This is a genomic window from Serratia quinivorans, assembly GCF_946227985.1.
GTDB classification, from domain to species: domain Bacteria; phylum Pseudomonadota; class Gammaproteobacteria; order Enterobacterales; family Enterobacteriaceae; genus Serratia; species Serratia quinivorans_A.
Genome location: NZ_CAMKGL010000001.1, coordinates 1 through 24,489 on the forward strand (window position 1 = coordinate 1; position 24,489 = coordinate 24,489).

Annotated in this window: 25 protein-coding genes; 15 read left to right on the forward strand and 10 right to left on the reverse strand. The window is 55.4% G+C overall.

Translation table 11 applies throughout. The features are described from left to right. The 3 genes from OCH02_RS25460 to OCH02_RS00010 all read right to left on the reverse strand — a co-directional run. The coding region (locus tag OCH02_RS25460) for a hypothetical protein (RefSeq protein ID WP_133177284.1) at positions 1-88 on the reverse strand (88 nt) is incomplete at its 3' end. A gap of 17 nt (positions 89-105) precedes the next feature. Beyond that, positions 106-1,056 carry a transaldolase gene (gene tal / locus OCH02_RS00005; protein WP_261429123.1) on the reverse strand — a complete coding sequence of 317 codons (951 nt, stop codon included), beginning with the start codon at positions 1,054-1,056 and terminating at the stop codon, positions 106-108. 285 nt (positions 1,057-1,341) lie between these two features. Beyond that, positions 1,342-1,935, reverse strand: coding sequence for a lytic polysaccharide monooxygenase (locus OCH02_RS00010; RefSeq protein WP_012146190.1), 594 nt, complete (start codon positions 1,933-1,935; stop codon positions 1,342-1,344). Between the two features lie 405 nt (positions 1,936-2,340). Here OCH02_RS00010 and OCH02_RS00015 point away from each other — a divergent pair, with 405 nt between their 5' ends. After that, on the forward strand, positions 2,341-3,282 hold the full coding sequence (locus OCH02_RS00015) for a LysR family transcriptional regulator (protein ID WP_261429125.1): 942 nt from the start codon (positions 2,341-2,343) through the stop codon (positions 3,280-3,282). A 79-nt stretch (positions 3,283-3,361) separates the two neighbouring features. Here the strand turns inward: OCH02_RS00015 and OCH02_RS00020 are convergent, their stop codons facing one another. Continuing rightward, entirely contained in the window at positions 3,362-4,861 is a 1,500-nt protein-coding gene (locus tag OCH02_RS00020) for a glycosyl hydrolase family 18 protein (protein ID WP_261429127.1), read from the reverse strand. 296 nt (positions 4,862-5,157) lie between these two features. Here OCH02_RS00020 and OCH02_RS00025 point away from each other — a divergent pair, with 296 nt between their 5' ends. The 5 genes from OCH02_RS00025 (at position 5,158) to maeB (ending at position 9,288) form a co-directional block, all read left to right on the forward strand. Further along, positions 5,158-5,484, forward strand: coding sequence for a phage holin, lambda family (locus tag OCH02_RS00025; protein ID WP_261429129.1), 327 nt, complete (start codon positions 5,158-5,160; stop codon positions 5,482-5,484). After that, the gene (locus OCH02_RS00030; protein WP_261429130.1) at positions 5,474-5,875 is read left to right on the forward strand and encodes a M15 family metallopeptidase; all 402 of its coding nucleotides are present in this window, start codon (positions 5,474-5,476) and stop codon (positions 5,873-5,875) included. The genes OCH02_RS00025 and OCH02_RS00030 overlap by 11 nt, the downstream gene beginning before the upstream one ends. Further along, entirely contained in the window at positions 5,872-6,255 is a 384-nt protein-coding gene (locus OCH02_RS00035; RefSeq protein ID WP_261429131.1) for a hypothetical protein, read from the forward strand. The genes OCH02_RS00030 and OCH02_RS00035 overlap by 4 nt, the downstream gene beginning before the upstream one ends. After that, positions 6,239-6,409, forward strand: coding sequence for a hypothetical protein (locus OCH02_RS00040; protein WP_174353512.1), 171 nt, complete (start codon positions 6,239-6,241; stop codon positions 6,407-6,409). The genes OCH02_RS00035 and OCH02_RS00040 overlap by 17 nt, the downstream gene beginning before the upstream one ends. Positions 6,410-7,008: 599 nt before the next feature. After that, positions 7,009-9,288: an NADP-dependent oxaloacetate-decarboxylating malate dehydrogenase gene (gene maeB / locus OCH02_RS00045; RefSeq protein ID WP_261429132.1), complete on the forward strand. Its 2,280-nt coding sequence runs from the start codon at positions 7,009-7,011 to the stop codon at positions 9,286-9,288. A 53-nt stretch (positions 9,289-9,341) separates the two neighbouring features. Here maeB and mmuM read toward each other — a convergent pair whose 3' ends face one another. Both mmuM and mmuP read right to left on the reverse strand, forming a co-directional pair. Beyond that, positions 9,342-10,280 (reverse strand): homocysteine S-methyltransferase, encoded by a 939-nt coding sequence (gene mmuM, locus OCH02_RS00050; protein ID WP_261429133.1) that lies wholly within the window; start codon positions 10,278-10,280, stop codon positions 9,342-9,344. Then, on the reverse strand, positions 10,270-11,679 hold the full coding sequence (gene mmuP, locus OCH02_RS00055; RefSeq protein WP_012146182.1) for an S-methylmethionine permease: 1,410 nt from the start codon (positions 11,677-11,679) through the stop codon (positions 10,270-10,272). Before mmuP ends, mmuM begins: the two co-directional genes overlap by 11 nt. Positions 11,680-11,871: 192 nt before the next feature. Between mmuP and OCH02_RS00060 the strand changes: the two genes are divergently transcribed. From OCH02_RS00060 to OCH02_RS00075, 5 genes are all read left to right on the forward strand, one after another. Then, positions 11,872-12,711: a ChaN family lipoprotein gene (locus OCH02_RS00060; RefSeq protein WP_261430771.1), complete on the forward strand. Its 840-nt coding sequence runs from the start codon at positions 11,872-11,874 to the stop codon at positions 12,709-12,711. Between the two features lie 138 nt (positions 12,712-12,849). Then, a complete protein-coding gene (locus OCH02_RS00065) occupies positions 12,850-13,614 on the forward strand; it encodes a TonB family protein (RefSeq protein WP_261429134.1) in 765 nt (254 codons plus the stop codon). 84 nt (positions 13,615-13,698) lie between these two features. Continuing rightward, on the forward strand, positions 13,699-15,834 hold the full coding sequence (locus OCH02_RS00070; protein WP_261429136.1) for a S9 family peptidase: 2,136 nt from the start codon (positions 13,699-13,701) through the stop codon (positions 15,832-15,834). 195 nt (positions 15,835-16,029) lie between these two features. Then, positions 16,030-16,083: a hypothetical protein gene (locus OCH02_RS25465; protein ID WP_371257926.1), complete on the forward strand. Its 54-nt coding sequence runs from the start codon at positions 16,030-16,032 to the stop codon at positions 16,081-16,083. A gap of 92 nt (positions 16,084-16,175) precedes the next feature. Beyond that, positions 16,176-18,209: a TonB-dependent receptor domain-containing protein gene (locus tag OCH02_RS00075; RefSeq protein ID WP_410001241.1), complete on the forward strand. Its 2,034-nt coding sequence runs from the start codon at positions 16,176-16,178 to the stop codon at positions 18,207-18,209. 17 nt (positions 18,210-18,226) lie between these two features. On the opposite strand, the gene OCH02_RS00080 is transcribed toward OCH02_RS00075, so the two are convergent. The 3 genes from OCH02_RS00080 to amiA form a co-directional block, all read right to left on the reverse strand. Further along, positions 18,227-18,682 (reverse strand): YaiI/YqxD family protein, encoded by a 456-nt coding sequence (locus tag OCH02_RS00080; protein ID WP_004947732.1) that lies wholly within the window; start codon positions 18,680-18,682, stop codon positions 18,227-18,229. Then, on the reverse strand, positions 18,682-19,602 hold the full coding sequence (hemF, locus tag OCH02_RS00085; RefSeq protein WP_261429138.1) for an oxygen-dependent coproporphyrinogen oxidase: 921 nt from the start codon (positions 19,600-19,602) through the stop codon (positions 18,682-18,684). Before hemF ends, OCH02_RS00080 begins: the two co-directional genes overlap by 1 nt. 69 nt (positions 19,603-19,671) lie before the next feature. Beyond that, positions 19,672-20,571: an N-acetylmuramoyl-L-alanine amidase AmiA gene (gene amiA, locus OCH02_RS00090; protein WP_261429139.1), complete on the reverse strand. Its 900-nt coding sequence runs from the start codon at positions 20,569-20,571 to the stop codon at positions 19,672-19,674. A 330-nt stretch (positions 20,572-20,901) separates the two neighbouring features. Between amiA and OCH02_RS00095 the strand changes: the two genes are divergently transcribed. Continuing rightward, positions 20,902-21,327 (forward strand): GNAT family acetyltransferase, encoded by a 426-nt coding sequence (locus tag OCH02_RS00095; RefSeq protein ID WP_012146174.1) that lies wholly within the window; start codon positions 20,902-20,904, stop codon positions 21,325-21,327. Between the two features lie 43 nt (positions 21,328-21,370). On the opposite strand, the gene OCH02_RS00100 is transcribed toward OCH02_RS00095, so the two are convergent. Then, a complete protein-coding gene (locus OCH02_RS00100; protein WP_261429140.1) occupies positions 21,371-21,769 on the reverse strand; it encodes a YgiW/YdeI family stress tolerance OB fold protein in 399 nt (132 codons plus the stop codon). Between the two features lie 175 nt (positions 21,770-21,944). Between OCH02_RS00100 and OCH02_RS00105 the strand changes: the two genes are divergently transcribed. The 3 genes from OCH02_RS00105 (at position 21,945) to OCH02_RS00115 (ending at position 24,309) form a co-directional block, all read left to right on the forward strand. After that, positions 21,945-22,409, forward strand: coding sequence for a DUF2919 domain-containing protein (locus OCH02_RS00105; RefSeq protein ID WP_261430772.1), 465 nt, complete (start codon positions 21,945-21,947; stop codon positions 22,407-22,409). Between the two features lie 133 nt (positions 22,410-22,542). After that, positions 22,543-23,127, forward strand: coding sequence for an RpoE-regulated lipoprotein (locus OCH02_RS00110; RefSeq protein ID WP_153859522.1), 585 nt, complete (start codon positions 22,543-22,545; stop codon positions 23,125-23,127). Between the two features lie 282 nt (positions 23,128-23,409). Continuing rightward, positions 23,410-24,309, forward strand: coding sequence for a Dyp-type peroxidase (locus tag OCH02_RS00115; RefSeq protein ID WP_261429142.1), 900 nt, complete (start codon positions 23,410-23,412; stop codon positions 24,307-24,309). Positions 24,310-24,489 lie beyond the last annotated feature (180 nt).

The following is a 24,489-nucleotide window of genomic DNA, read 5'->3' on the forward strand; positions in this document are numbered from 1 at the left end:
GTGCACCCGGGTGGCCGGAATTTGCTTTTTGTACGGCGTCCATGCTGAGTGCGCGGATGGCGTTGGCAAGCTCTTTACGAGAGGACATGTTTTACTCCAGTGTGATTACAGTTCGGCGGCCAGCATATCTTCCAGCTTCTGCTGGTCAACGGCGAACAGGCGGATACCTTCGGCCAGTTTTTCAACCGCCATGGCGTCCTGATTGTGCTGCCAACGGAATTCAGCCTCCGCCAGTGGGGCAGGCTGATGGAAACCTTCGGTGGATGGCGTCAATTTACGCTCGACCGGCTGCTGGCTTTGCTTGAGCTGTTCCAGCAGGTTTGGTGCGATGGTCAGGCGATCGCAACCGGTCAGGGCCAGAATTTGCTCTACCTTGCGGAAGCTGGCACCCATGATCACCGTCTGATAACGGTGCTGTTTGTAGTATTCATAAATGTTGCGCACTGATTTCACGCCAGGATCCTGCTCGGCATCGTAGTCAGCCGCAGGCTGTTTAGCCTGATACCAGTCATAGATACGGCCAACGAAGGGTGAAATCAGGAACACGCCGGCTTCGGCACAGGCGCGGGCCTGGGCGAAAGAGAACAGCAGCGTCAGGTTGGTATTGATGCCTTCTTTTTCAAGCTCCTCGGCGGCTTTGATGCCTTCCCAGGTAGAAGCCAACTTGATCAGAATGCGGGACTTATCAATACCCTGTTCCTGATACATGCCAATCAGCTTGCGCGCCTTGGCCACGCACATACCGCGGTCGAAGGACAGGCGGGCATCCACTTCGGTGGAAATGCGGCCCGGTACGCTTTTCAGGATTTCGACGCCGATGTTGACCGCCAGTTTGTCGCAGGCATTAATCAATTGGGTTTCTTTGCTGCCGCCTTGCTGGCGGGCATAGCTCAGGGCTTCGAGGATCAGTGGCTTATACTGAGGCAGTGCAGCGGCCTTCAGGATCAGTGAAGGGTTGGTGGTGGCGTCTTGCGGTTCGAACTGGCGGATAGATTCGATATCGCCGCTGTCGGCTACAACCGTTGTAAGCTGCTTGAGTGCATCGAGTTGATTCATTTATAAGCTCCTTGACCAAACGTCAATGTAGGGAAATGAGAACGTTTTCCATCGTAGGCTGCACACACTGCATCAGAAGCCTGCCGATTAAAATGCGCTTTTTCTGATTGTTGCAATGGATAAGAACGATGGAACCCCACAAAAACCAGGCGGGCCAGGGCTTTGCGGCCGCCGGACGGTGTTAAAAAAGCGGGGGGTTGATCAGAAAAACCAGGCTTATAGCGGAGACAGGCAATAAAAAAGGGTTCAGCACCCGGCTGAACCCTGCGGTATTCCCCTTCCTTATTATTTAGTCAAATTAACGTCAATTGCCTGATAGAAGGCATTGGCCGTATCTGCCACATCCCACACGGCGAGGATCACGTGCGAACCACTACGGTCTGCCGGTATGTTGCAGTGGTGGGTGACCTGCGCAGCAGGGATCGCGCCGCCGTCGTTCTGTTGGCAGAACGGCGTCAGGTCAAATGACGCACGGGTCAGCGGCTGGGAGGCATCCCAGTTCGGTTTGGTAATGAAATAACGCCAGCTGGTGGTGCTATGGCGAGCCGTGAGCGTCCAGGTGAAGGAGTTGGCACCGGTGTGCAGGTTGATTTTATTCCAGCGGGTCGGGGTTTGCTGATCCAGTTCGAAGAAGGTGGATTTGTCGGCGCTGGCGATATGCCCATCTGCCGGACCGGCCTGTGGGAAGCCTTTCAGCCCTTCAACGCTTTGCGGTTCGTATTGCACGCTGCCGCACTGGGTATTGAGTTGCAGCTTGCACTGGTAAGAACGACTGGCCGGTGTTTCGACATAGCCGTGGGCGGCAGCCTGTTGCGATACGCCGAACAATGCGGCGCTCAGCAGACCCAGGGACATGAGGGTACGGGAAGTATTGTTCATAAGTCACTCCTGACTGAAGTTGTATTGTAAGTTGGATTTATTTCACCGGTGAAATGAGAGGTTATTAACGAAATTAAAAACATCATTCTTGGCGGCTTGTTTTATTTTTACTCTTAGTCTTGGTCGTCAGGATGGAATGTTTTATAGGCTATTAACTAAAATTATTATGATGATTGCCTTTCGTTTCTTGGTTGAATTTATTTAAATACTGCTGTCTAAAAAAACGGCGTCATGATGAATTTTATTTAAAGGATTGATGAATGGTCTTTCAGATGGCGTTCTCCGATATGGAGTATATTGCTTGTGGTTTTACTTACTCTTGTGTGACTTGAACGACTTTTACGCGCCAACCACTTGGGAATTTAGTGTCAATTTTTTCTTATTTTATTTTAAAGAGGAATTTGTATGACTAGATTATCCCTGGATGCGATTAAAATAATCAGCACCATAAAAAGTACCGGCTCTTTCTCAATGGCGGCGGAGGCATTGCATAAAACGCCTTCGGCGATATCCTATCGGGTATCCAATATTGAAAGTAAACTCTGCGTGAAACTTTTTCATCGTAATGGCCCGATGATTACCCTGACAGATGAAGGGGAATTCTTGCTGCAGGAAGGCAGCTGGATTTTAAATGCGGTGCAGGATCTTGAGAGCAGGGTGAGAAACATCCCAAAACTCGATAATAATATTCGCATCGTCGTCGATAATTTCTTTCCACTGGAAACTATCACCCAGGATATCCGTGACTATATCCAACACAGCCCGAATGCCAACATTGCGGTACAGCGTGAAGCGCTGAATGGCACCTGGGATGCTTTAAAGAACAACCGGGCGGATTTGATTATCGCCATCGGCCAGATCCCGGACAGCGTGCAGGCCAAGACGCTGATGCTCGGCAAGTTGAACTTTGTGTTGTGCGTTTCACCTTCGCATCCCTTTGCGGCGCAGAAAAAACCGGTGGACAAAAACCAGCGGCTGAACGATATCGTGGTGGTGATAGCCGACAGCAGCCACGAGTTGCCCAAGCGCAATCACGGCACCATGCCGCTGCAGCGCCAATTGGTGGTGTGCGACGTCGAAAGCAAGCTGGCGCTCCTCAAGCGCGGCATTGGTCACGGCTTCCTGCCACCGGCGCTGATAGAAAAAGAGTTGGCGAGTGGTGAACTGGTGACGGTACCGGTCGATATGCAAAAAGGTGACGAAATGATTTGGCTGGCCTGGCACCCGGCCAGCAAAGGCGCCGGATTTAGCTGGTGGCACGAACGGCTGACGCGCAAGAGCGACGTCTTTAGCCTGATGGGGCGTGAGGTGATACGTGATGGGGGTTACCCTTGGTGTAACAACTGAGGGAATTGACCACGAAGGGATGCGCAGTAAAAACCCCGTTGCCATCGGCCCCGGGGTTTTTTAATGCGTCAACCTGCCGTTATGCCACGCGGCCCACTTTCAACCAGGCGCTGTCCGAGCCGGGTACGGAAGTGATGAAGCCCCATTTGGTCTGCCAGACGTAGCCAAGATAAGACACCAGCGCCCCCTGGTTATAGGTGGTACCGGCCACGTAGGCCGGGGCGCTCATGATTGGCAAATTACCGGGGCCAACGCCGGTATAACGCAGGCCGGTGCCCATATCCAGTTGACTGTCATCGTAGTCCGCCGCGTTGAAATAGCGGTCCAGCGACGCCAGCAGGTCACCGTTACGGTTATCCTGGCCCAGATGCCAGAACATCACGCCGCCCAGTTGCTGCTGCTTGATGTACTTCGCCTTGTACTTGAAGCTTTCGACGTCATCATAGGTAACGAACAGGCCATTGGCTGCGTGATACAGGTACGGCGTTTTGGTCTTGTCGTTCCACAGGCGCTGATAGCCGTAGTTGCCCAATAGCATTTGCTCGAGTTGGCGGTAGGAGGCGATGCGCGGATCCTTGTCGCGGACACATTCTTCGCAACCCACCAGCCAGTAGTCGGTGCCTGGGAACGGATCTTCCCCCGGCGTGCTGTGGCTGCTGTACTGGCCGCCGTTGCTGCTGCTGACGCCCTTGAACGCCCGGCCATAGAAGGGCACGCCCATGACGATCTTGTTGCTCGGCACGCCTTCCAGCATCAGATGCTGTTGCACCGCCGCATCTACCGTCAGGCTGAAGGGGCTTGGGAAGGCGCGGGTCAGTTCTTCCCAGCTCCAGCCCAGGTTGGCTTCACGCAGCGCGTTATAGAAGGTTGGCCCGGCGCTGTCGCCGAACAGTCCCGCCTGGTGATTGGTGATTTTCTCCCATGGGCCGGCCAGATCGTAGGTCATCAGGTTGATGTAATCGAGTGAGGCGACGATCTGCGGCAGTTTGCTGTAGTAACGCGACAGGAAGAAAGCGCCACCGGCACCGGCAATAGTCAGTTGGTAAGGCAATGCCTGGCGGCCGTCAGCCAGGGTTTGCTGGTTCAGCAGGGTGCGGATCTCCTGCAGCGCGGCGACAAAACCGTCCACTTCACTGCTCTGCGGATACTCCCAGTCAATATCCACGCCGTCAAAGCCGTAGTCTTTCATAATGCGGACGCAGGATTGCGCGAATTTGATACGCGCCGCCGGTGTTTTCACCGCGTTGACGTAGTTGGCATGGGAAACCCCCAGATCGTTGGAGTAATACCAGCCGCCGATGGAGAACATGATCCGCAGGCTGGGGTTGTGTGCCTTCAGCGCGGTTAACCGGCTGACCACGTCACGCGCTTTGGCGTCATTAGTGGCGGGATCCCAGGCACATTCCAGATTGGCGTTAATGTCGAGGAACGAGAAATTAATGTGGGTCAGCTGTTTGGCTTTGGCCGGTGTGATGTTGGATACCGGGAAGGGCACGATTGAAGTATCAGACTCGGTATAGTTATTAATTTGGTTGGTTGGAATGAAATAATAACCAATAACGGCTTTACGTTCGGACATGGTATTTCTCCAGGGTTGAGGTTTGTTGTTATTGAGAGCCATTCTCTCGCCGCTATTAATGTTTATTTTCCTGATAAAGAGAAGTCGAAATAAATCACAGTAAAGATGAATTTTTTATCGCTCGGCACCGTTATTTATCAGGGCTTGTTGTGCCATCGCTGAGCATGAATCAATTTGAACTTAGAGGCTGTATTTATTCATTTGCTTTGTTATAGCATCCTTAACTAGATTCTGAAGGTACCGATATCCCACCGGCCGTGATTGGCAGTTAATTAAAATAAAATAGGAGTTCAGCTATGTCCAGCTTAGAGCCAGACGCTGTTGGCTTAATTATCCAGCGAGCATGTGAATATCTACAGCCGGTGATGAATGCCATTTTGGCGGGCATCATGGCGTTATTGCACGGCGCTTACCGCAACGTAGGTATGCGGCGCCGACTGTTAAATGCCGGCATGTGCGCATTATTGGCCTGGACGGTACGCGATGCATTAGCGCTGACCGGGCTGGAATTAAAGTGGGCGAATCTTGCCAGCGTACTGATTGGCTTTCTTGGGGCCGATTATATCAGCGCATTAATTAAAAGAATCATTGGAAAAAAAACGGGGCTTAAAAATGATAAATGAAATTGAAGATATTCGGTTTACCGCGCGCAGTGAGGCGAATTTGGTGGGTGTTCATCCGGATCTGGTGCGGGTGATACGGCTGGCGTTGCAGTACTCGCTGGTGCCGTTTTCCATCACCGAGGGGCTGCGTACCATGGCGCGTCAACGCGATCTGGTGCGGGGTGGTCAAAGCCAGACGCTGAAAAGTCGCCATTTAACCGGTCACGCGGTGGACGTGGTGGCCATGCCGGCGGGCGTGGTGTCGTGGGAATGGGACTATTACGCGCAAATCGCGGTGGCGGTGCGCCGTGCGGCACGCGAATGTGCGGTTAACGTTGAGTGGGGGGGCGAATGGAAAACGCTGAAGGACGGGCCACACTTCCAGCTTTCCTTCAGGGATTACCCGGTATGAGCGCCTGGTTAAGCCGGTTGGCGCAGGGGGGATTGTTACTGCTGCTGTTGGCAGCCATCTGCCTGGCCGCTTATAGCTCGCTGTTGTCGCATCGGCTGGAACGGGTGCGACAGCAGGCGAGCGAACAGCAAAAGACCCTGGCGCAACAGGCGGGGTTGATTACCACGCTGCAAACCCAGGATGCCCAGAACCGGGCATTGATGGTGGCTCAACGGCAGCAGGAACAGCAGTTGCGTCAGCAAAGCGACGTTTACCAGAGGAAATACCGTGAAGCGATTAAAAATGACGCCTGTGCTGGGCAGCCTATGCCTGGCGCTGTTATTGAGCTCCTGCGCCCAACCCCCACAGGCAGCAGCGCCGGTGGTGCTGTTGCCCCCTGAGTCGGTGTTTACCCCGTGCGAGCAGCCGCAGTTGCTGGGTAACACCTGGGGCGATGCGCTGAGTTACACGCTGGCACTACAAACCTCGTTACAAATTTGCGCAGGCCGGGTGGCGACGCTCAATGCCTGGCGAGCCCAACTGCCGTCGCACTGACGGTATTCAGACTACTGATGATGCCCGATATTAGGGAGAGCGTGCCGAAGGGGTCGTAGCAGCCTTGGCTGCCGGAGCGCCCCTCGGTGCGCTAGGCCCGGGTATCTCGAGCTAAAAAACAACTTTGTTATCAAACTCACTATCAGTCGCACTGACGGCAGTGTTTTTCTTTTCCCTCCTGTGGTACTTCTTTTTTTACTTTTAAAAAACTATTTCGATCAAGGTTATGGCCCGCTTCAAAGTTTGTGACGTTTCTCTCACTATACTTAAAGGCTGTGCCCTGCCATTGTACGTGAGCGCCGCTGGCGGTCATTTGGACGCGCAGCAAGGCGCGGGTCGTGAGGTTTGGTGGGCCAAATAAGCGACTCGTAACACAGATGCGCGTTCAAATGGCCCCAGCCCTTCGGGTCGCGCCCCAAAAGCCCGTACTCCGCGTTGTCGGGTTTGAACATAGGCCCGCTATGCTCTGCTCCCTCTGCCTTGATTACGGGCTTTTGGGTCTGCGACGGCGCCACGGACAATGACAGGACGCAGCCTCATAGCCTTAAAGGTTTACAAGTCTTACCTCAACATAAAAGCAAAAAGCATAGGAACCCATAATGGACGAACAGCTCAAACAGAGTGCGCTTGATTTTCACCAGTATCCGACCCCAGGGAAGATCCAGGTATCTCCAACCAAACCGCTGGCTACGCAACGCGATCTGGCGCTGGCCTACTCGCCGGGTGTTGCAGCCCCTTGTCTGGAAATTGCTGCCGATCCTCTCGCGGCCTACAAATACACCGCACGCGGCAACCTGGTGGCGGTGATTTCCAACGGTACGGCGGTTTTAGGGCTGGGGAATATCGGTGCCTTGGCCGGTAAGCCTGTAATGGAAGGGAAAGGCGTGCTGTTCAAGAAGTTTTCCGGCATCGACGTTTTCGATATCGAAGTCGATGAGCTAAACCCTGACAAGCTGATCGACATCATCGCCGCGCTGGAGCCCACCTTTGGCGGTATCAACCTGGAAGACATCAAAGCGCCGGAGTGTTTCTACATCGAGCAGAAGCTGCGTGAGCGCATGAAGATCCCGGTATTCCATGACGATCAGCACGGCACCGCCATTATTACCACCGCTGCAGTGCTGAACGGTCTGCGGGTAGTGAAAAAGAATATTTCCGACGTGCGACTGGTGGTTTCCGGTGCCGGCGCGGCGTCGATCGCCTGTTTGAACCTGTTGGTGGCGCTGGGGCTGCGTCAGCAGAACATTACCGTCTGCGATTCCAAAGGGGTGATCTACAAAGGCCGCGACGCCAACATGGAACAGACCAAAGCGGCCTACGCCATCGAAGACAACGGCCAGCGTACGCTGGGGGATGCTATCCCGGATGCCGATATCTTCCTCGGCTGTTCCGGTCCGGGCGTGTTGACCCAGGATATGGTGAAAACCATGGCCAAAGATCCGTTGATCATGGCGCTGGCCAACCCGGAACCGGAGATCTTGCCACCGCTGGCGAAAGCCGTGCGTCCGGATGCCATTATCTGTACCGGTCGTTCCGACTATCCGAACCAGGTGAACAACGTCTTGTGCTTCCCGTTCATCTTCCGCGGCGCGCTCGACGTGGGCGCGACCACCATCAACGAAGAGATGAAGCTGGCCTGCGTGCATGCGATTGCCGATCTGGCACTGGCAGAGCAGAGCGACGTGGTGGCTTCGGCCTATGGCGATCAGGACCTGTCATTTGGTCCTGAATACATCATTCCAAAACCTTTCGATCCGCGCCTGATTGTTAAAATTGCCCCGGCGGTTGCCAAGGCGGCGATGGAGTCGGGCGTGGCGACACGTCCAATCGAAGACTTTGACGCCTACGTCGAAAAACTGTCCGAGTTCGTCTACAAAACCAACCTGTTCATGAAACCTATCTTCTCCCAGGCGAAAAAAGAGATGAAGCGCGTGGTGATGGCGGAAGGGGAAGAGGAAAGGGTACTGCATGCGACTCAGGAGCTGGTGTCGCAGGGGTTGGCCTATCCGATCCTGGTCGGTCGCCCGAGCGTGATTGAAATGCGGCTGAAAAAACTCGGCCTGCAACTGACGCCGGGTAAAGACTTTGAAGTGGTGAACAACGAGTCCGATCCGCGTTTCAACGAATACTGGGGCGAGTATTACCAGATCATGAAGCGTCGTGGCGTATCGCAGGAACAGGCGCGGCGTGCAGTCATTGGTAACCCGACGCTGATTGCGGCGATCATGCTGCATCGCGGCGAGGCGGATGCGATGATCTGCGGCACCATCGGCAGCTATCACGAGCATTACGACGTGGTCGAGAAAGTGTTTGGTTTCCGCGAAGGGGCACACGTCGCCGGGGCGATGAATGCGCTGCTGCTGCCAAGCGGCAACACCTTTATTGCCGACACCTATGTCAATGACGATCCGACGCCGGAGCAACTGGCAGAAATTACCCTGATGGCGGCGGAAACCGTGCGTCGTTTTGGGATTGAACCCAAGGTGGCGCTGCTGTCTCATTCCAGCTTTGGCTCTTCCGATAACCCGGCGGCCTGCAAGATGCGCAAAACGCTGGAGCTGGTGAACCAGATGGCACCGGAGCTGGAGATTGACGGTGAGATGCACGGTGACGCCGCGCTGGTGGAAAGCATCCGTAACGATCTGATGCCGGACAGCCCGCTGAAAGGGGCGGCCAACGTACTGATCATGCCGAATATGGAAGCGGCGCGAATCAGCTACAACCTGTTGCGCGTATCTTCTTCCGAAGGCGTTACCGTGGGGCCGGTGCTGATGGGGGTATCGAAACCGGTACACATCCTGACGCCAATCGCCTCGGTACGCCGCATCGTCAACATGGTGGCGCTGGCCGTGGTGGAAGCGCAGACCACGCCGTTATAAGCCTTGAGTGACAACCAGCCTCCTGCGTTTCGGCGCCGGAGGCTTTTTTTATTTTATGCTTTGCAGCGTGCGGCGATCTGGCGGATATCCTGCGGTGTCGTGCGGCAACAGCCGCCAATCAGCCGGGCACCGATGCGTTGCCATTCGCCAATTTGATCAATCAAACTGCCGTGTGTGCCACCACAGGCATGCCAGGTTTTACTTACCGCGTCGTAGTGTTCACCCGAGTTTGGATAGACCAGCAGCGGCTTGTCAGCCAGTGCGGCAAACTGCTGCAGTGCCGGAGCCACATTTTCCAGCGCAATGCAGTTAATGCCTATCGCCAGCACCTGTGGATTGGCGTGCAGCAGAGCCAAGACTTCGGTCAGCGGCGTCCCGTCGCTGAGGTGTTGACTGTCGCGCAGAGTGAAAGCGAACCAGGCACCCAGGGTTGGGAACGCTTCTAATAGCGTCAGCAACGCCTGCAGTTCACTCAATGACGGCAGGGTTTCACAGGCCAGTAAATCCACCCCAGCTTCAGCCAGTGCGCTGATACGCGGGCGATGGAAAGCCATCATTTCATCCTGCGGCAGCGAGTAATCACCGCGATATTCAGATCCGTCGGCCAGATAAGCGCCATAGGGGCCTACCGAGCCGGCAATCAGCAGCGGTGCAGCTTGCGGGTGCTGCATCAGATAGTCGTGGCGTGCCTGCTGCGCCAGCTGCACGCTTTTGGCAATCAGCGCCAGTGACTGCGCTTGACTCAGGCCCCGGCGTAAAAAGCCTTGTGGCGTGGCCTGATAGCTGGCGGTGATGGCGCACTGCGCCCCGGCGTTGAAATAGTCGAGATGCACCTGATAAATCAGCTCAGGGTTTTCAATCAGCACTTTCGCCGACCACAGCGGGTCGCTCAGGTCACAGCCGCGGGCTTCCAGTTCGGTGGCCAACGCGCCGTCTAAAATCAGCGTAGGGTGAGCGCTCAAGAGCGTGGCGACAGGGTTGTTAACCGACATGATTCTCTCCCAGAGACGTTTTTTGCCCGGCACGGCGGGTCAGGTAATAGGCGATGTAACACAGGGCGACAAAGGGCAGCCCGCAGTAAAGCGCAATGCGCTGCTCCGGGTCGAACGCCAGCCCGACGCAGGCCAGCAGACACAGGGTGAAACCGACGATCGGCGTTAGCGGGTAGCCCGGCGCACGGTATTTCAGGCCGGAAATGGGCTGGCCGCTGCGGACATAATGACGGCGGAAAGCGAAGTGCGAGGCACAGATGCTCAACCAGACCACCACCACCGCAAAGCCGGAAATCGCTGACAGCGCCACGAACACCGTGTCCGGGGCGATCACGCTGGTCAGCAATGCCAGTACGCCGCCGAGCATGCTGAAGGTCAGCGCGTTAATTGGGATACCCCGTTTATTCACGCGGGAGAAATAGGCCGGCAGGGTGCGCTGGTTGGCCAGCGACCACAGCATGCGCCCCGAGGCGTACAGGCCCGAGTTGGCCGCCGACAAAATGGCGGTCAGGATCACGAAATTAAAGATATCGGCGGCATAGGGCACCCCGATGCGTTCAAATACCAGCACAAACGGGCTTTTGACAATCCCGGCCTGATCCATCGGGATCAACGCCGCCAGAATAAATACCGTACCGATAAAGAACAGCATCAGGCGGATCACCGTGGTACGTATCGCCCAGGGCACCACCTTTTCCGGGTTCTCGGTTTCACCGGCGGCAATGCCGATAAGCTCAGTGCCAGAAAACGCGAAATTCACTGCCACCATGGTCATCAGGATCGGCAAGGTGCCGTTTGGCAGCCAGCCGGAGGCGGTCAGGTTATGCAGGAAGGGCGCTGGCGTGCCGTCTTTCATCGGCAGCAGGCCGAACATGGCCGCACCGCCGAGGATGATAAACGCCAGAATGGTGACGACCTTGATCAGCGAGAACCAGAATTCGCTCTCAGCAAAGAAGCGGGTCGTGACCACGTTAAGCAGGAAAATCGCCGCGCAGAAGATCAAACACCACAGCCACACCGGTGATTGCGGGAACCAATACTGCATGCAGAAACCGGCAGCGGTCAGGCTGGAGCCCAGAGCTACCGTCCAGGTCAGCCAGTACAGCCAGGCGACGGTGTAACCGGTGGCCGGGCCAAGATAGCGTGATGCATAGACGTGGAAAGCGCCGGTTTCCGGCATCGCCACCGACAGTTCACCCAGGCACAGCATCACCAGATAGACCACCAATGCGCCGATCAGATAGGCCAGCAGGGTGCCGAGAGCACCGGTAGTGGAAATGATATAGCCGGTGTTGAAGAACAGCCCGGTACCAATCACGCCGCCCAGTGACAGCATCACCAGATGCCGGGCCTTCATGGTGCGTTTGAACTGCCCTTCGGCAGGAACGGCTGAGTGCATAATATTCTATCCGTGTAGACGTCTAAACAGCTAAATGGCTATCGGTTATACCCGCAATACTTCACGAAATCAATGTGTGAGCGGAAACCATAAAGCAAAAACCGTTATCAGCGTCTCAGGAAAGGGGGTTCTCTATATGCAAATGATAATTATTATCTATAATGTCGCCACTTTTATTACAGGGGCAGCATGATGAGATTTTTGATTTTATTGGCCGCGCTGGCACTGGGTGCCTGTAGTCAGGCCCCGGTTTCCTCGCCGAAGAACAGCCTTGATAACCTGGGGGAAATTACTGATTTACGCAGCGGTGAAAGTTTGTCGCCGGCGCAATTACTGAGTCGATTGGCCGCTCAGCCACGGATCATCGTCGGGGAAAAACATGACAACCCGTACCACCACCGGATTGAACTGTGGCTGGTGGAAAACTTACCGCAACAGCGGCCGCAGGGCAGCGTACTGATGGAGATGATTACCCCGAGTCAACAAGCCAAAGTGAGTCAGGTGAAGCACTGGCTGCAGGGCAGTCCGGCGGTACGCGACAGCCGCGTGGCGGAGTTGATTGATTGGCAACCTGGCTGGAAATGGCCGCTGTACGGCGAACTGACGATGGCGGCGATGCGCGCACCGTATCCGCTATGGTCGGCCAACCTGGATCGCGATGAAATCATGGCATTCTATCAGCAGCCGGTTTTCCCGCCGGGCCAACTCTCCGTGCGTCCGGCGGTGCAGAAGGCGCTGGAAGAAACTATCCGGACTTCGCACGGTGGGAAAATTGAACCTCAACAGTTGCACGCCATGTTGGCGATCCAACAGCAGCGCGATCGACGTATGGCCGAACGTTTGCTGGCCGCGCCGACGCCGACGCTACTGATTGCCGGCGGCTATCATGCTTCAAAATCGGTGGGGGTGCCGCTGCACGTGCAGGATCTGCAGCCGGCAGCCTTGCCGATCGTATTGATGCTGGCTGAGCCCGGTGTACAGGTCGATATGCAGGTAGCGGATTACCTGTGGGTGACTCCAGCGGTTAAATGATTAGGTTAAGACGGAGAAAAGAACTATTAATACAAATTACAAATGATTATCATTAGCAAATGAGATCTAAAATCATTCGTAATTAAGTGTTCTAATATCCCTATGCTAAGTCAGTCTTTATCTTGTCCGCTCGCCTCAATGCCACAGCCGCGCTGGGCGCGCGGACTTTTATGTGCGCTAGCGGTACATCTGGCGTCGGTGCTGCTGTTTTATTGGCCGTCCAAATCGTTGCCGCCGATGCCGTTGGCACCACCGGCGGTGATGATGAGTTGGGCGGCGCAGATTGAAGCACCGGAAAGCCCCAGGCCGCTGCCGTTGGGCGTGCAACAGGCCGAGTCTTCTGAGGCACAACCGGCCGAGCCGCAGGATCAACCCGATTTGCCCAAGCTGGCGCGGGCCGAAAAGACCAGGATTAGCGTGGCTGAGAAAAAGCGGACTGAACGCCGACCACCGCAGAAAGCCCAGCCGCAGCCGGAACAGCAGGTAAAAGAGGTTAAGCGTGCTGCTGCCTCCAGCGCTGCGGCACCGAAAGCCTTGCACATGGCCCGGCAGACGGCCGCACCGCTGAACAGCGATTCCGCAAGCAACGAACAGGTCAAGCTGTCGTGGGAAAACCGGGTAAAGGGAATGCTAAACCGCATCAAACGTTATCCGCCGGATGCGCAGCGCCGCCGCCGTACCGGTATGCCACAGGTGTCTTTTTCTGTGGATGCACAGGGGCGGGTTTTCGATCTGGCCTTGCATGCCCCGTCGGGTACTGCTTCGCTGGATCGGGAAGCGCTGGCCGTGGTCATACGGGCACAGCCACTGCCGCCACCGCCGGTCGAAATGCTGCGGCAGGGCAAGATTCAGGTGACGATGCCCATCGATTTTAATCTGGCCGCAATGAACGCCGGCCAATAGTTTATTTTGTGAGCGGCGGTCTTTTACCTTTTTTGTTCACCTATGCAAAAGGGGGCTGCTGATGCCAAACCATCGTGAGGGATTATGAAACATCCACTTCTGTCGGGCCGCCAGCGTTGGCGTGCGGCCACCTATGCCGTGATTTCATTGAGTTTATTGGGCCAGACCGCCAGGGCGGAACCGCTGGCACCCAGCGCTGAGATTATCCCTCATCAATTGGTTACCCTGGGGGAAACCCGGGTGGATGATTATTATTGGCTGCGTGACGACAGCCGGCAGAATAAAAAGGTGCTGAATTATCTGACGGCGGAAAACCGGTATACCGAGCAGATGATGCAACCGTATAAAAAACTGCGCGATACGCTGTATCAGGAAATGCTGGGCCGTATCAGCCCGGAAGATCGCTCGGTGCCCTACCAACTTAATGGGTATCGCTATCAGGAAAGCTATGCGGCAGGCAAAGATTTTGCTCTGTATCAGCGCCAGGCCCTGACGGCCGATGCGCCGTGGCAAACCTTGCTGGACGCCAATCAGCGTGCGGCGGGGCAGGATTATTATCGTTTGGGCGGGATGGCGATAAGCCAGGATAACCAGCAGATGGCGATTGCTGAAGATCTGCAGGGGCGCAGGCAGTACCGTATTTCGCTGCGTGAGATAGACAGTGGAAAATGGGCGCTGGAAGTGATTGAAAACACCTCCGGTGATATGGCGTGGGCCAATGACGGCAAGACGCTATTTTATATTCGCAACCACCCGCAAACCCTGTTGCCCTATCAGGTTTACCGCCATCAGTCCGGCACGCCGGTTGCGGACGACAAACTGGTCTATCAGGAAAATGATGGCGGGTTCTATTTGAGCCTGGGTCGTTCTTCTTCGCGCGACTACGTCATTATTACCATCAGCGGCAATACCACTTCTGAGGCGCGGCTGATTGACGCTAATCAGCCTCTGAGCACACCGGTGCTATTCGCCGCACGCAAGAACGGCCTCGAGTATTATCTAGACCACTATCGCGGTGAGTTCTATCTACGCTCTAACCACCAAAGCCCGCATTTTGGCCTGTACCAGACCGCGGCAGTCGGCAAGCCATGGCAAACGCTAATAGCACCGCAGGAAAAGCGCGAGGTGGAGGGTTTCACGGTGTTTCGTGACTGGCTGGTCGTGAAGGAACGAGCTGATGGTCTGGTACAGCTACGGCAAATCAGTTGGGACGGTAAAACCCAGCGCAGTATTCCTTTCGATGACGCCAGCTATATGGCCTGGCTGGGCTATAACCCGGATCCGGACAACCAGCAGCTGCGCTACGGCTATTCGGCGATGACGACGCCGACCCGCACCTACCAATGGGATCTCAATAAAGGCGAGCGCACCCTGCTGAAACAGCAGGAGGTGAAGGGGGTGGATCCTGGCCAGTACCACAGCGAGCGAGTGTGGATTAACGCGCGTGACGGTGTGAAGGTACCGGTCTCGCTGGTCTACAACAAAGCCATGTTCAAACCGGGGCACAGCCCGCTGCTGGTGTACGGTTATGGTGCCTATGGCATGAGTATGGATCCGGCCTTTAGCGCCAACCGCATTAGTTTGTTGGATCGCGGTTTCGTTTATGCGCTAATCCACGTGCGCGGTGGCGGCGAGTTGGGGCAGAACTGGTACCAACAGGGCAAGTTGACTCATAAGCCAAACACCTTCAGTGACTTTATCGACGGCACCCAGGCATTAATCCAACAGGGTTATGGCCAGCCGGGCCGCATTTACGCCATGGGGGGCAGTGCAGGAGGGTTGCTGATGGGGGCGGTGATCAATCAGTCACCGCAGTTGTATAACGCGGTGGTGGCGCAGGTGCCTTTTGTTGATGTGCTGACCACCATGCTGGACGACAGCATCCCGCTGACGGTCGGTGAATACGAAGAGTGGGGCAATCCGAATCAGCCGCAGGCTTATGCGTTGATGAAGTCCTATAGCCCTTATGACAACGTAGGTAAACAGGCCTTTCCGAACCTGCTGGTCACCAGCGGCCTGTATGACTCGCAGGTGCAATATTGGGAACCGGCCAAATGGGTAGCCAAACTGCGTCGATTTAAACAGGGAGATTCAGTGTTGCTGCTGGCGACCGATATGACGGCCGGGCACGGCGGAAAATCGGGCCGCCTGACGCGGCTTGAAAATAGCGCGCTGGAATACAGCTTTATTATGGCGATGGATCAGAAAACACGGAAATAACCATTATCACCGTCGGGTAATAAGCCCGGCGGTTTATTAAAACTATAAAACACTCAACTTACCGTCGATTCCGGCGGGCTTTTTGCTGGGCATTGTCGGCCACCACATCTTTTGGCAATTTCTGGGGATATATGAAAATTAAATTAATAGTAAGCCTGTTCGGCGTGGGAATAACGCTGAGCGGGGTGGCGACGGCTGCGCAGAATGGGACAGAAGAGGGAAAGGGCAAGGTCGTTTTCAGCCCGTTAAATGTTTCGGCGGCAGACAGCAGTAACAGTAGCAGTGAAAAAGAAGCGCTGGAAAAGCCCGGCGCTTTCAGCTCGCGCGGGGAAAACAAGAATCTGGAGTCGGTGGACAGCATTCTGCGCAGCATGCCAGGCACCTACACCCAGATCGATCCTGGCCAGGGTTCGGTCAGCGTCAATATCCGTGGCATGAGTGGTTTTGGCCGCGTTAATACCATGGTTGATGGTATTACCCAGAACTATTACGGCAGTTCACCCAGCGACGCAGCGCATGGCGGTTTGCCAACCAGCCAGTTTGGTGCGCTGATCGACCCTAACTTTATCGTCGGCGTTGATGTGGCACGCGGTAATGCGACGGGATCCGCCGGTGTCAATGCGCTGGCGGGCAGCGCCAACTTCCGCACCATTGGCGTGGATGACGTGGTGTTTTCGGATAACCCTTTTGGCGTGCGCACCAAGTTTTCTGTAGGCAATAACGGTATTGGCCGCAGCGGTATGATCGCCGTGGGTGGGAAAACCGACGCATTCGGCGACGGCGGTAGTCTGGGAGCCATGGCGGCGATCAGCGGCAGTTCGATCACCTCTAATTATAAGAACGGTTCCGGGTTTGACAGTGAAGAATTTAATGTCGATAAAACGTATCGCCAGAATCCAAAATCTCAGTTATTTAAAGTGGATATTAAACCCGACGCTTTTAATAGTATTGAACTGTCGGCCAGAACTTATCAAAACAAGATCACCCGTCGCCATATCGACAGTAATGACTTCTATATTAAATATCATTACGCCCCGTTTTCAGAGCTGATTGATTTTAATCTGACTGCCAGTACCAGCCGGGGTGAGCAGAAGTTTATGTCCGATAATATGGCGGGATTCAGCGACAGCACCGCAAGGAATATCTCTGACGCACTGGACGTAAACAACACCAGTCGTTTCAGCCTGCAGGAGGTCGACTTTGCCTTCAGCTATGGTGGCAAGCTGATCCGCAACGAATACAAAAAGCACGCATCCGGGCTGGTGACCGATGATAATCAGGCGGAAAGTTCGCCGGTGGGTATTGCCGGCAAACAAAATATCGCCAGCCTTTACAGCGGGCTGCAGCTTAATTACGGCATCTGGCAGGGTAATTTTGACCTGAACTACAGCGCCTATGATATCTCCGGCTATAAACCGGCCTGTGATGAGCGCGTAGCCTGCTTCCCGCAGGGGGCCAGCAATATCAATTTGAAAGAGCACGGCTTTAATCCGGCGGTGATGTTGTCAGCGCAGGTGACGCCATGGCTGCAGCCGTTTGTCAGCTACAGCAAGTCGATGCGCGGGCCGAATATTCAGGAAGTGTTCTTCGCCAACAGCGGCGGGCAGTCGATGAACCCGTTCCTGAAGGGCGAAACGGCCGAAACCTATCAGGCGGGTTTTAACGCCAATGCGCATGACCTGCTGTTTAAACAGGACAGTTTCCAGCTCAAGGCGGTGTATTTTGAGTCGAAAATCAAAAATTACATTTCCAGCCAGAGCTACATGGTGTGCAGCAATCGCCAGAAATGTAATCGTGCCCAGACTAGCCAGGAGGAATGGGATAACGCCGATGTGAATGTCGCCATGACCATGTACAGCAACTCTTACGAGCCAGTCAGGTCGCGTGGGGTGGAAGTGGAGGCGATGTACGACGCCGGTTTCGCCTACACCAAACTGTCCCTGAGCAAGGATCACACCAGTCAGCCGACCAATCAGGCCAGCAATGTGTTTGGTGCCGGTGATATCAGCGAGTTACCGGAGTTGTACTTCACGCTGGATACGGGGGTGCGTTTGCTGGATGAGAAATTGACGCTGGGCGGGCTAGTGAAATACACCGGCAAGGCTGTGCGCCTTTCTCCCGATTCTAACGTCGATGAGAATGAGCAATTGCTGAAAGAGCCTGCGCCGCATATTCCGACCGTTATCGATCTGTACAGTACCTATCAATTCAACCGCAATCTGCTGTTGAAATTCAGCGTGCAGAACCTGATGGACAAAGACTATTCCGATGCGTTGAACAAGATGAATGCTATGCCGTCCCAGTCACAGGATTTCTCACCGACCAACACCGCCCGCGGCCGAACCTATATCTTTGGCGGCGAGGTGCGATTCTAAACGGGATGCGGGCGCAATTACTGCGCCCGTTTTGCTTGCTGCAACCACTTGTCCAGCTCATTGGCGAACTGCTGGCGATCGCGCTGGTTCAGCGTATTCGGCCCGCCGGTCTGGATGCCGCTGGAGCGCAGGGTATCCATAAAGTCACGCATGTTCAGGCGCTCACGAATGGTGTCCGGGGTGTAACGTTCACCGCGTGGGTTCAGCGCCACCGCCCCTTTTTCTATCACTTCCGCTGCCAGCGGGATATCAGCGGTGATCACCAGATCGCCTTTCTCGCAGCGGCGCACGATTTCGTTATCCGCCACGTCAAAACCGGCCGCCACCTGCAGGGTGTGGATGTGTTTTGACGGCGGCGTTCTCAACGGCTGGTTCGCTACCAGCGTCACCGACATTGCGGTACGCTCCGCCGCCCGAAACAGCACTTCCTTAATTACGTTCGGACAGGCGTCCGCATCAACCCAAATCTGCATCATTCCGGCTCCTTCAGCCAATCGCGTACCGGCAGGAAATCACGGTACAGCGCCGCTTCCGGGCTGTCTTCCGCCGGTTGATAATTGTATTCCCAACGCACCAGCGGCGGCATCGACATCAGGATGGATTCGGTACGGCCACCGGTTTGCAGGCCGAACAGCGTGCCCCGGTCCCAGACCAAATTGAATTCCACGTAGCGGCCGCGACGATACAGTTGGAACTGGCGCTCGTGATCGCCCCAGCTCAGCGTTTTGCGTTTCTCTACGATCGGCAGATAGGCCTCGAGGAAGCCTTCGCCCACCGCCTGGGTAAACGCGAAGCAGGTGGCGAAGTCCGGGGTGTTCAGGTCATCAAAGAACAGGCCGCCGATGCCGCGTGCCTCGTTACGGTGTTTGATAAAGAAATAGTCGTCGCACCATTTTTTGTATTTGGGGTAGACCTGTTCACCGAAGGGCGCACACAGCCGTTCGGCGGTGCGGTGCCAGTGAACGGCATCTTCTTCGAAGCCATAAAACGGCGTCAGGTCAAAGCCACCGCCAAACCACCACACCGGTTCTTCACCCGGTTTTTCCGCAATGAAAAAGCGCACGTTGGCGTGGCTGGTAGGAATGTAGGGGCTGCGCGGATGGATCACCAGCGACACGCCCATCGCCTGGAAGCTGCGTCCGGCCAGTTCGGGGCGATGCGCGGTAGCGGAAGCGGGCAGGGTAGCGCCGGAGACGTGTGAAAAGTTGACGCCCGCCTGTTCGAACACCGCGCCGTCGGTCAACACCCGGCTGCGGCCACCGCCGCCTTCTTCACGCGTCCAGCGGTCTTCGTTGAAAACGGCGCTGCCGTCGGCCTGGGCCAACTGGCTGCAGATGCGGTCCTGCAGCGCCAGCAGGAAGGATTTTACTTCGGCGATGGTCGATAAACTCATACGGGATAATTCACAGCGTCTGACTGAACAAGGCGCAGAGTATACCTTTATTCACCGCGGCTGGCAGTATCAGCCGGGTTTTCGTTGGTGCGTATCGTAATAGCTGAAGAAACTGATCACGCCGTCGGCAATGGCGCGGGCGATTTTTTCGCGAAATGCGGTGGTGCCGAGCAGGCGCTCTTCTGCCGGGTTGGTAATGAATGAAGTTTCTACCAGCACTGACGGAATAGACGGGGATTTCAACACCGCAAATGCCGCCTGTTCCGTACTGTTGCTGTGCAGGTGGTGTACCGGCCGGATTTGGCCGAGCACGTGGCGACCGAGCGTCAGGCTGTTGTTGATGGTATCGGTCTGCACCAGATCAAACAGCACCTGTTGCAGATAGTTGTCCTGGTTTTTGTACTTGCCACCGGCCACGTCATCGGCGGCATTTTCACGGTTGGACAGGTAACGCGCCATGGCGCTGCTGGCCCCGCGATTGGACAGGGCAAACACCGAAGCGCCTGAGGCTTCCGGGCTGGTAAAGCCGTCGGCGTGAATCGAGATAAACAGATCGGCCTGATGCTGATGGGCAATCTCCACCCGTTGGAACAGCGGGATAAACTCGTCTTCTTCCCGCGTCAGACGGACTTCGACGTGTTCCTGTTCGTGCAGGATGCGACGGACGTGGTTGGCAATCTCCAACACGACGTGCTTTTCCTGTGAGCCTTCGCTGCCAACCGCGCCTGAGTCGATACCGCCATGGCCAGGGTCGATCATCACCAGCCTTTTGCTGCCGGACGGTTTAGCTGCCGGCTTGCTTGTCGGTTTGGGATGTTGGTTGCGCAGCATGCCACCGGACTCGGCTTCGGCGCTTTGGCTTTTGCTGCCAAGCAGCACCAACGCCAGGCCGGAGAGCAGTAATTGACGTCGCGTGGGGGAAACAGGGAGCGGCTTAAAATTGAGGAATTGTTTAACCTGCTTTTTCATAACGCTACGCTCCATCGACAAATTCTATTTTGCGACGTTATATCGTATTGATAATCATTAATCGACCTGATAACTATGTCCATTTATTACGCAGGTAACCGATCATTTCTGGATAATTGCTGGGGTAAATCGCAGTTTGATATTGCGTAAGTGAATAATCTCGCGATATACCCTGCGTACTTGAAGCTGCATCTGTGTTAGCTGCGCTTGCTCACCCGAATCACTGACTTAAGTCAGCTCGTCGGGCTTCATTCGCTTGCTGCCGTGATGCAACTCCAATAACTTTGGGTATAATCAGATAAACATCTTAATTAACAGCGGCGAACATCGATGGAAATTCGCGTATTTCGACAAGACGACTTTGAAGAGGTCATTACCCTGTGGGAGCGCTGCGATCTGCTGCGACCGTGGAACGATCCCGAGATGGATATCGAGCGCAAACTGAATCACGATCCAGGCCTGTTTCTGGTTGCCGAAGTGGGCGGAGAAGTCGTAGGGTCGGTGATGGGCGGTTACGATGGCCATCGCGGTTCGGCGTATTACCTGGGGGTACACCCGGATTATCGCGGGCGCGGTATTGCCAATGCGTTAATTAACCGTTTGGAGAAGAAGCTGATCGCGCGTGGGTGTCCGAAGATCCAACTGGTGGTGCGTGAGGACAACGACACGGTGATCGAGATGTACGAAAAACTCGGTTACGAGATCCAGAACGTGACCAACCTGGGTAAACGACTGATTGAAGATCAGGAATATTGAGTCGTCATTCGGGCGGTGAAACGTCACCGCCCGTTGCTGCGTGTTAAGGCAGTTTTTTGATGTTTTTCACATCCACTTCCACACTGCTCCAGTCTTTATCCACTTTCCCTTCCAACTGCACTTTATCTTTCGGGGTGATGGTCTGGCCGTTCCAGCGTTTTTTGTCGATCTCCACCGTCAGGGTGCCGCTGGCGTCGCGGAAGGTATAGGTGTCGTCACCGACGCGCTGCTCAATGTTGCCCTGCAGCATCACCCAGGTGTCATCGCTCATCGACTTCACCTTGTCTACCGTGGTCAGCGCCGCGCTTGGGCCGGAGAAGCCGCCCTGCTGGGTAGTTTGCGTTTGTGTCTGCGGCGCGGCAGGATCGAGGAACCCGCCTTGCTGTGCCATAACCGGTGCGCTGCACAGCGCGATTAATGCGGCCAGGGTATATTTTTTCATCTTAAGCTTCCTTATCTCAATCGAGAATCAAAGCCCTGCCAATCAGGACTGCTGGTTTGATGGGGTTAAGTAAAGCATGAAAATCTTAAGGGGTTCTTAAGCGAGCACATTGAAAACAATAAATCTGGCTCCCATTTGAAGGAGTAATAATAATGCAATTGGCAAGGAATTGATGTTGAAGCCACTCCCACACCGTTTTTCTCCCGACGATTACGATCATCATGGCGCGCTGCGTTTGCCGCTGTGGTTTTGGGGCGTGCTGGTTTTACAGGCCCGGACCTGGATTTTGTTCGTGATGGCCGGTGCTTCGCGCCAGCAGGGGGAAGGGCTGCTGCAGCTGTTTTACCCTGACACCCAAAGGTTCTGGTACGGCATCATGCTGGGGCTGCCGGCGGCGTTGGCATTTCTGTTGGCGCCACGGCGTCAGCAGTGGCCACGATTGTGGCGCGCCTGGCGTTGGGTGCTTTGTCTCTCGCTACTGGCGGCGCTGGGCGGTTCGGTGTTCAGCCTGTGGCAACAGGCCGACAATCAGCCACCGCTGGATGCTGTCCTGATACTGCTTGATGCGCTGGCCCTGACCTATCTGTTGCTGAACCAGCGGCTGAAAGCCTGCTTTACCGTACAGAACGACGCCGGGTAATTGCCGCCTGCGGCGGCACTTTTCCTATTTTCTGCACTCCAAGCTCGCAACCGATGGCGAAGCGTGGGCAGTTGTGAGAGGCTGGCACGCAGCAAAACGCCGGGCCCATGCCTTTGATGTTAAGGAGCTAGAGATGAATATTCGCCCACTACTGTTAGGGCTCCCGCTGTTACTGACCGGCTGTTCGACGATGTCGAACTTCTCCTGGTCGAGCCTGTCGCCGCTTAACTGGTTTGGCAGCAGCCTTGAGGTCAGCGCCAAGGGCGTTGGCGATTTGAACGCCGGCACCCCGATGTCGGAAAGCGCCATCAACGACGGGCTGAAAGGCGATTACCGCCTGCGCGGCGGCATGGCCACCAGCCAGGGCCAGATAGTTTCTTACTATCAGGCGATGGACGGCAATGATGTGAAACTGGTGATCACCGGTGAACCCAAGGGCCACGTGCAGCGGGTGGACGTGATGGACAGCAAGGTGGCGACCGAGTGGGGCAGCAAACTTGGCACGCCGTTCAGCGACCTGTACAGCAAGGCGTTCGGTGCCTGTAAGCCGGCCACCGGTGACGATGCCGGCAAGGTGGAATGTGTAGCGGAGCAGAGCAAATATGTGACTTATATTTTCAACGGCAAGTGGGCCGGCCCGCAGGACATCATCCCACCGGATGACACGCTGAAAAGCTGGACGGTCAGCAAGATTATCTGGCACGCCAAACCTCAGTAAGCCTTTCTTTTTGGGCGCCCAATCCGCGGCGCCAAACCCTCATAAATTTTTACCCTATGCATTTCAAGCCACAGCTAGGCGACCAACACGGGAGTCCCCACGAGCTTACTTTAGTAAGTGACTGGGGTGAGCGGGTGCAGTTAACAACGCTGTGGTTTGAAAGGCGACGGGTATCCTTATTTTCTTTGCGTTCGGGCAAGGCAATTACCCCTGCTTGCGGTATGATGCTGCGCATTCGTAACAGGCCACTGTTACCCGATTCTGCTATTGAGGATAACGACAATGACACAGGTTCAGAGCGGCATTTTGCTGGAACACTGCCGTTTCGCCATTTTTATGGAAGCCACGGTACAGGGCGAATTTGCCGAACTCCGTCAGGGCTGCAAGCAGTTTTGCCAGACGTTGACCGAGCTGCAACAGCAGTTCCCCGATGCGCATGTGGGCGCGGTGATTGCCTTTGGCTATGACGTTTGGCATGACCTGTCCAGCGGCCAGGGTGCCAAAGAGCTGAAGCCATTCACCCCGCTCGGCAAAGGGCTGGCACCGGCCACCCAGCGCGACCTGCTGATCCATATTCAATCCCTGCGTCATGATGTTAACTTCACGCTGGCCCAGGCTGCGCTGGCGGCGTTCGGCAACGCCATCAAAATTGAAGAGGAAACCCACGGTTTCCGCTGGGTGGAAGAGCGTGACCTGAGCGGCTTTATCGACGGCACGGAAAACCCGCAGGGCGACAAGCGACCGGAAGTGGCGGTGATTGCCGAAGGCGAAGAAGACGCAGGCGGCAGCTACGTGCTGGTGCAGCGTTACGAACACAACCTGCGTCAGTGGCAGCGTTTCACCACCGAACAGCAGGAGCAGATTATCGGCCGTACCAAACATGACAGCGAAGAACTGCCGCCGGAGCAGCGCCCGGACACCTCGCACGTCAGCCGCGTTGATCTGAAAGAAGAGGGCAAGGGGCTGAAGATCCTGCGCCAAAGCCTGCCTTACGGTACCGCCAGCGGCAAGCACGGGCTGTATTTCATCGCCTACTGCGCGCGCCTGCATAACATCGAAAAGCAGCTGCTGAGCATGTTCGGCGATCTGGATGGCAAACGCGACGCAATGCTGCGTTTCAGCCGCGCGGTGACCGGCAGTTATTACTTTGCGCCATCACTGACGCGCCTGCTGTCGCTGTAACACCTCTACCGGGGCTGGCGACGCCTGCTCCGGTTTTACTTCCCCCCTCTGCCATGCCGCTCCGTTCCTGCCTTATAGCGTTTGATGCTTGAAAATCACTAAACGGTATATAAAAGCGTTACAGCTCCGCACCTAGTTATAAATACACTGGTCAACATCAGGGCGAAAGCCCGACGGAAT

Coding starts and splice junctions, on each gene's coding strand:
- maeB (WP_261429132.1), top strand. CDS start 7,009: ATGGACGAACAGCTCAAACAGAGTGCGCTTGATTTTCACCAGTATCCG.
- OCH02_RS00010 (WP_012146190.1), bottom strand. CDS start 1,935: ATGAACAATACTTCCCGTACCCTCATGTCCCTGGGTCTGCTGAGCGCC.
- mmuP (WP_012146182.1), bottom strand. CDS start 11,679: ATGCACTCAGCCGTTCCTGCCGAAGGGCAGTTCAAACGCACCATGAAG.
- OCH02_RS00100 (WP_261429140.1), bottom strand. CDS start 21,769: ATGAAAAAATATACCCTGGCCGCATTAATCGCGCTGTGCAGCGCACCG.
- OCH02_RS00070 (WP_261429136.1), top strand. CDS start 13,699: ATGAAACATCCACTTCTGTCGGGCCGCCAGCGTTGGCGTGCGGCCACC.
- OCH02_RS00035 (WP_261429131.1), top strand. CDS start 5,872: ATGAGCGCCTGGTTAAGCCGGTTGGCGCAGGGGGGATTGTTACTGCTG.
- OCH02_RS00065 (WP_261429134.1), top strand. CDS start 12,850: ATGCCACAGCCGCGCTGGGCGCGCGGACTTTTATGTGCGCTAGCGGTA.
- OCH02_RS00110 (WP_153859522.1), top strand. CDS start 22,543: ATGAATATTCGCCCACTACTGTTAGGGCTCCCGCTGTTACTGACCGGC.
- mmuM (WP_261429133.1), bottom strand. CDS start 10,280: ATGTCGGTTAACAACCCTGTCGCCACGCTCTTGAGCGCTCACCCTACG.
- amiA (WP_261429139.1), bottom strand. CDS start 20,571: ATGAAAAAGCAGGTTAAACAATTCCTCAATTTTAAGCCGCTCCCTGTT.
- OCH02_RS00095 (WP_012146174.1), top strand. CDS start 20,902: ATGGAAATTCGCGTATTTCGACAAGACGACTTTGAAGAGGTCATTACC.
- OCH02_RS00015 (WP_261429125.1), top strand. CDS start 2,341: ATGACTAGATTATCCCTGGATGCGATTAAAATAATCAGCACCATAAAA.
- hemF (WP_261429138.1), bottom strand. CDS start 19,602: ATGAGTTTATCGACCATCGCCGAAGTAAAATCCTTCCTGCTGGCGCTG.
- OCH02_RS00080 (WP_004947732.1), bottom strand. CDS start 18,682: ATGCAGATTTGGGTTGATGCGGACGCCTGTCCGAACGTAATTAAGGAA.
- OCH02_RS00060 (WP_261430771.1), top strand. CDS start 11,872: ATGAGATTTTTGATTTTATTGGCCGCGCTGGCACTGGGTGCCTGTAGT.
- tal (WP_261429123.1), bottom strand. CDS start 1,056: ATGAATCAACTCGATGCACTCAAGCAGCTTACAACGGTTGTAGCCGAC.
- OCH02_RS00025 (WP_261429129.1), top strand. CDS start 5,158: ATGTCCAGCTTAGAGCCAGACGCTGTTGGCTTAATTATCCAGCGAGCA.
- OCH02_RS00020 (WP_261429127.1), bottom strand. CDS start 4,861: ATGTCCGAACGTAAAGCCGTTATTGGTTATTATTTCATTCCAACCAAC.
- OCH02_RS00115 (WP_261429142.1), top strand. CDS start 23,410: ATGACACAGGTTCAGAGCGGCATTTTGCTGGAACACTGCCGTTTCGCC.
- OCH02_RS00030 (WP_261429130.1), top strand. CDS start 5,474: ATGATAAATGAAATTGAAGATATTCGGTTTACCGCGCGCAGTGAGGCG.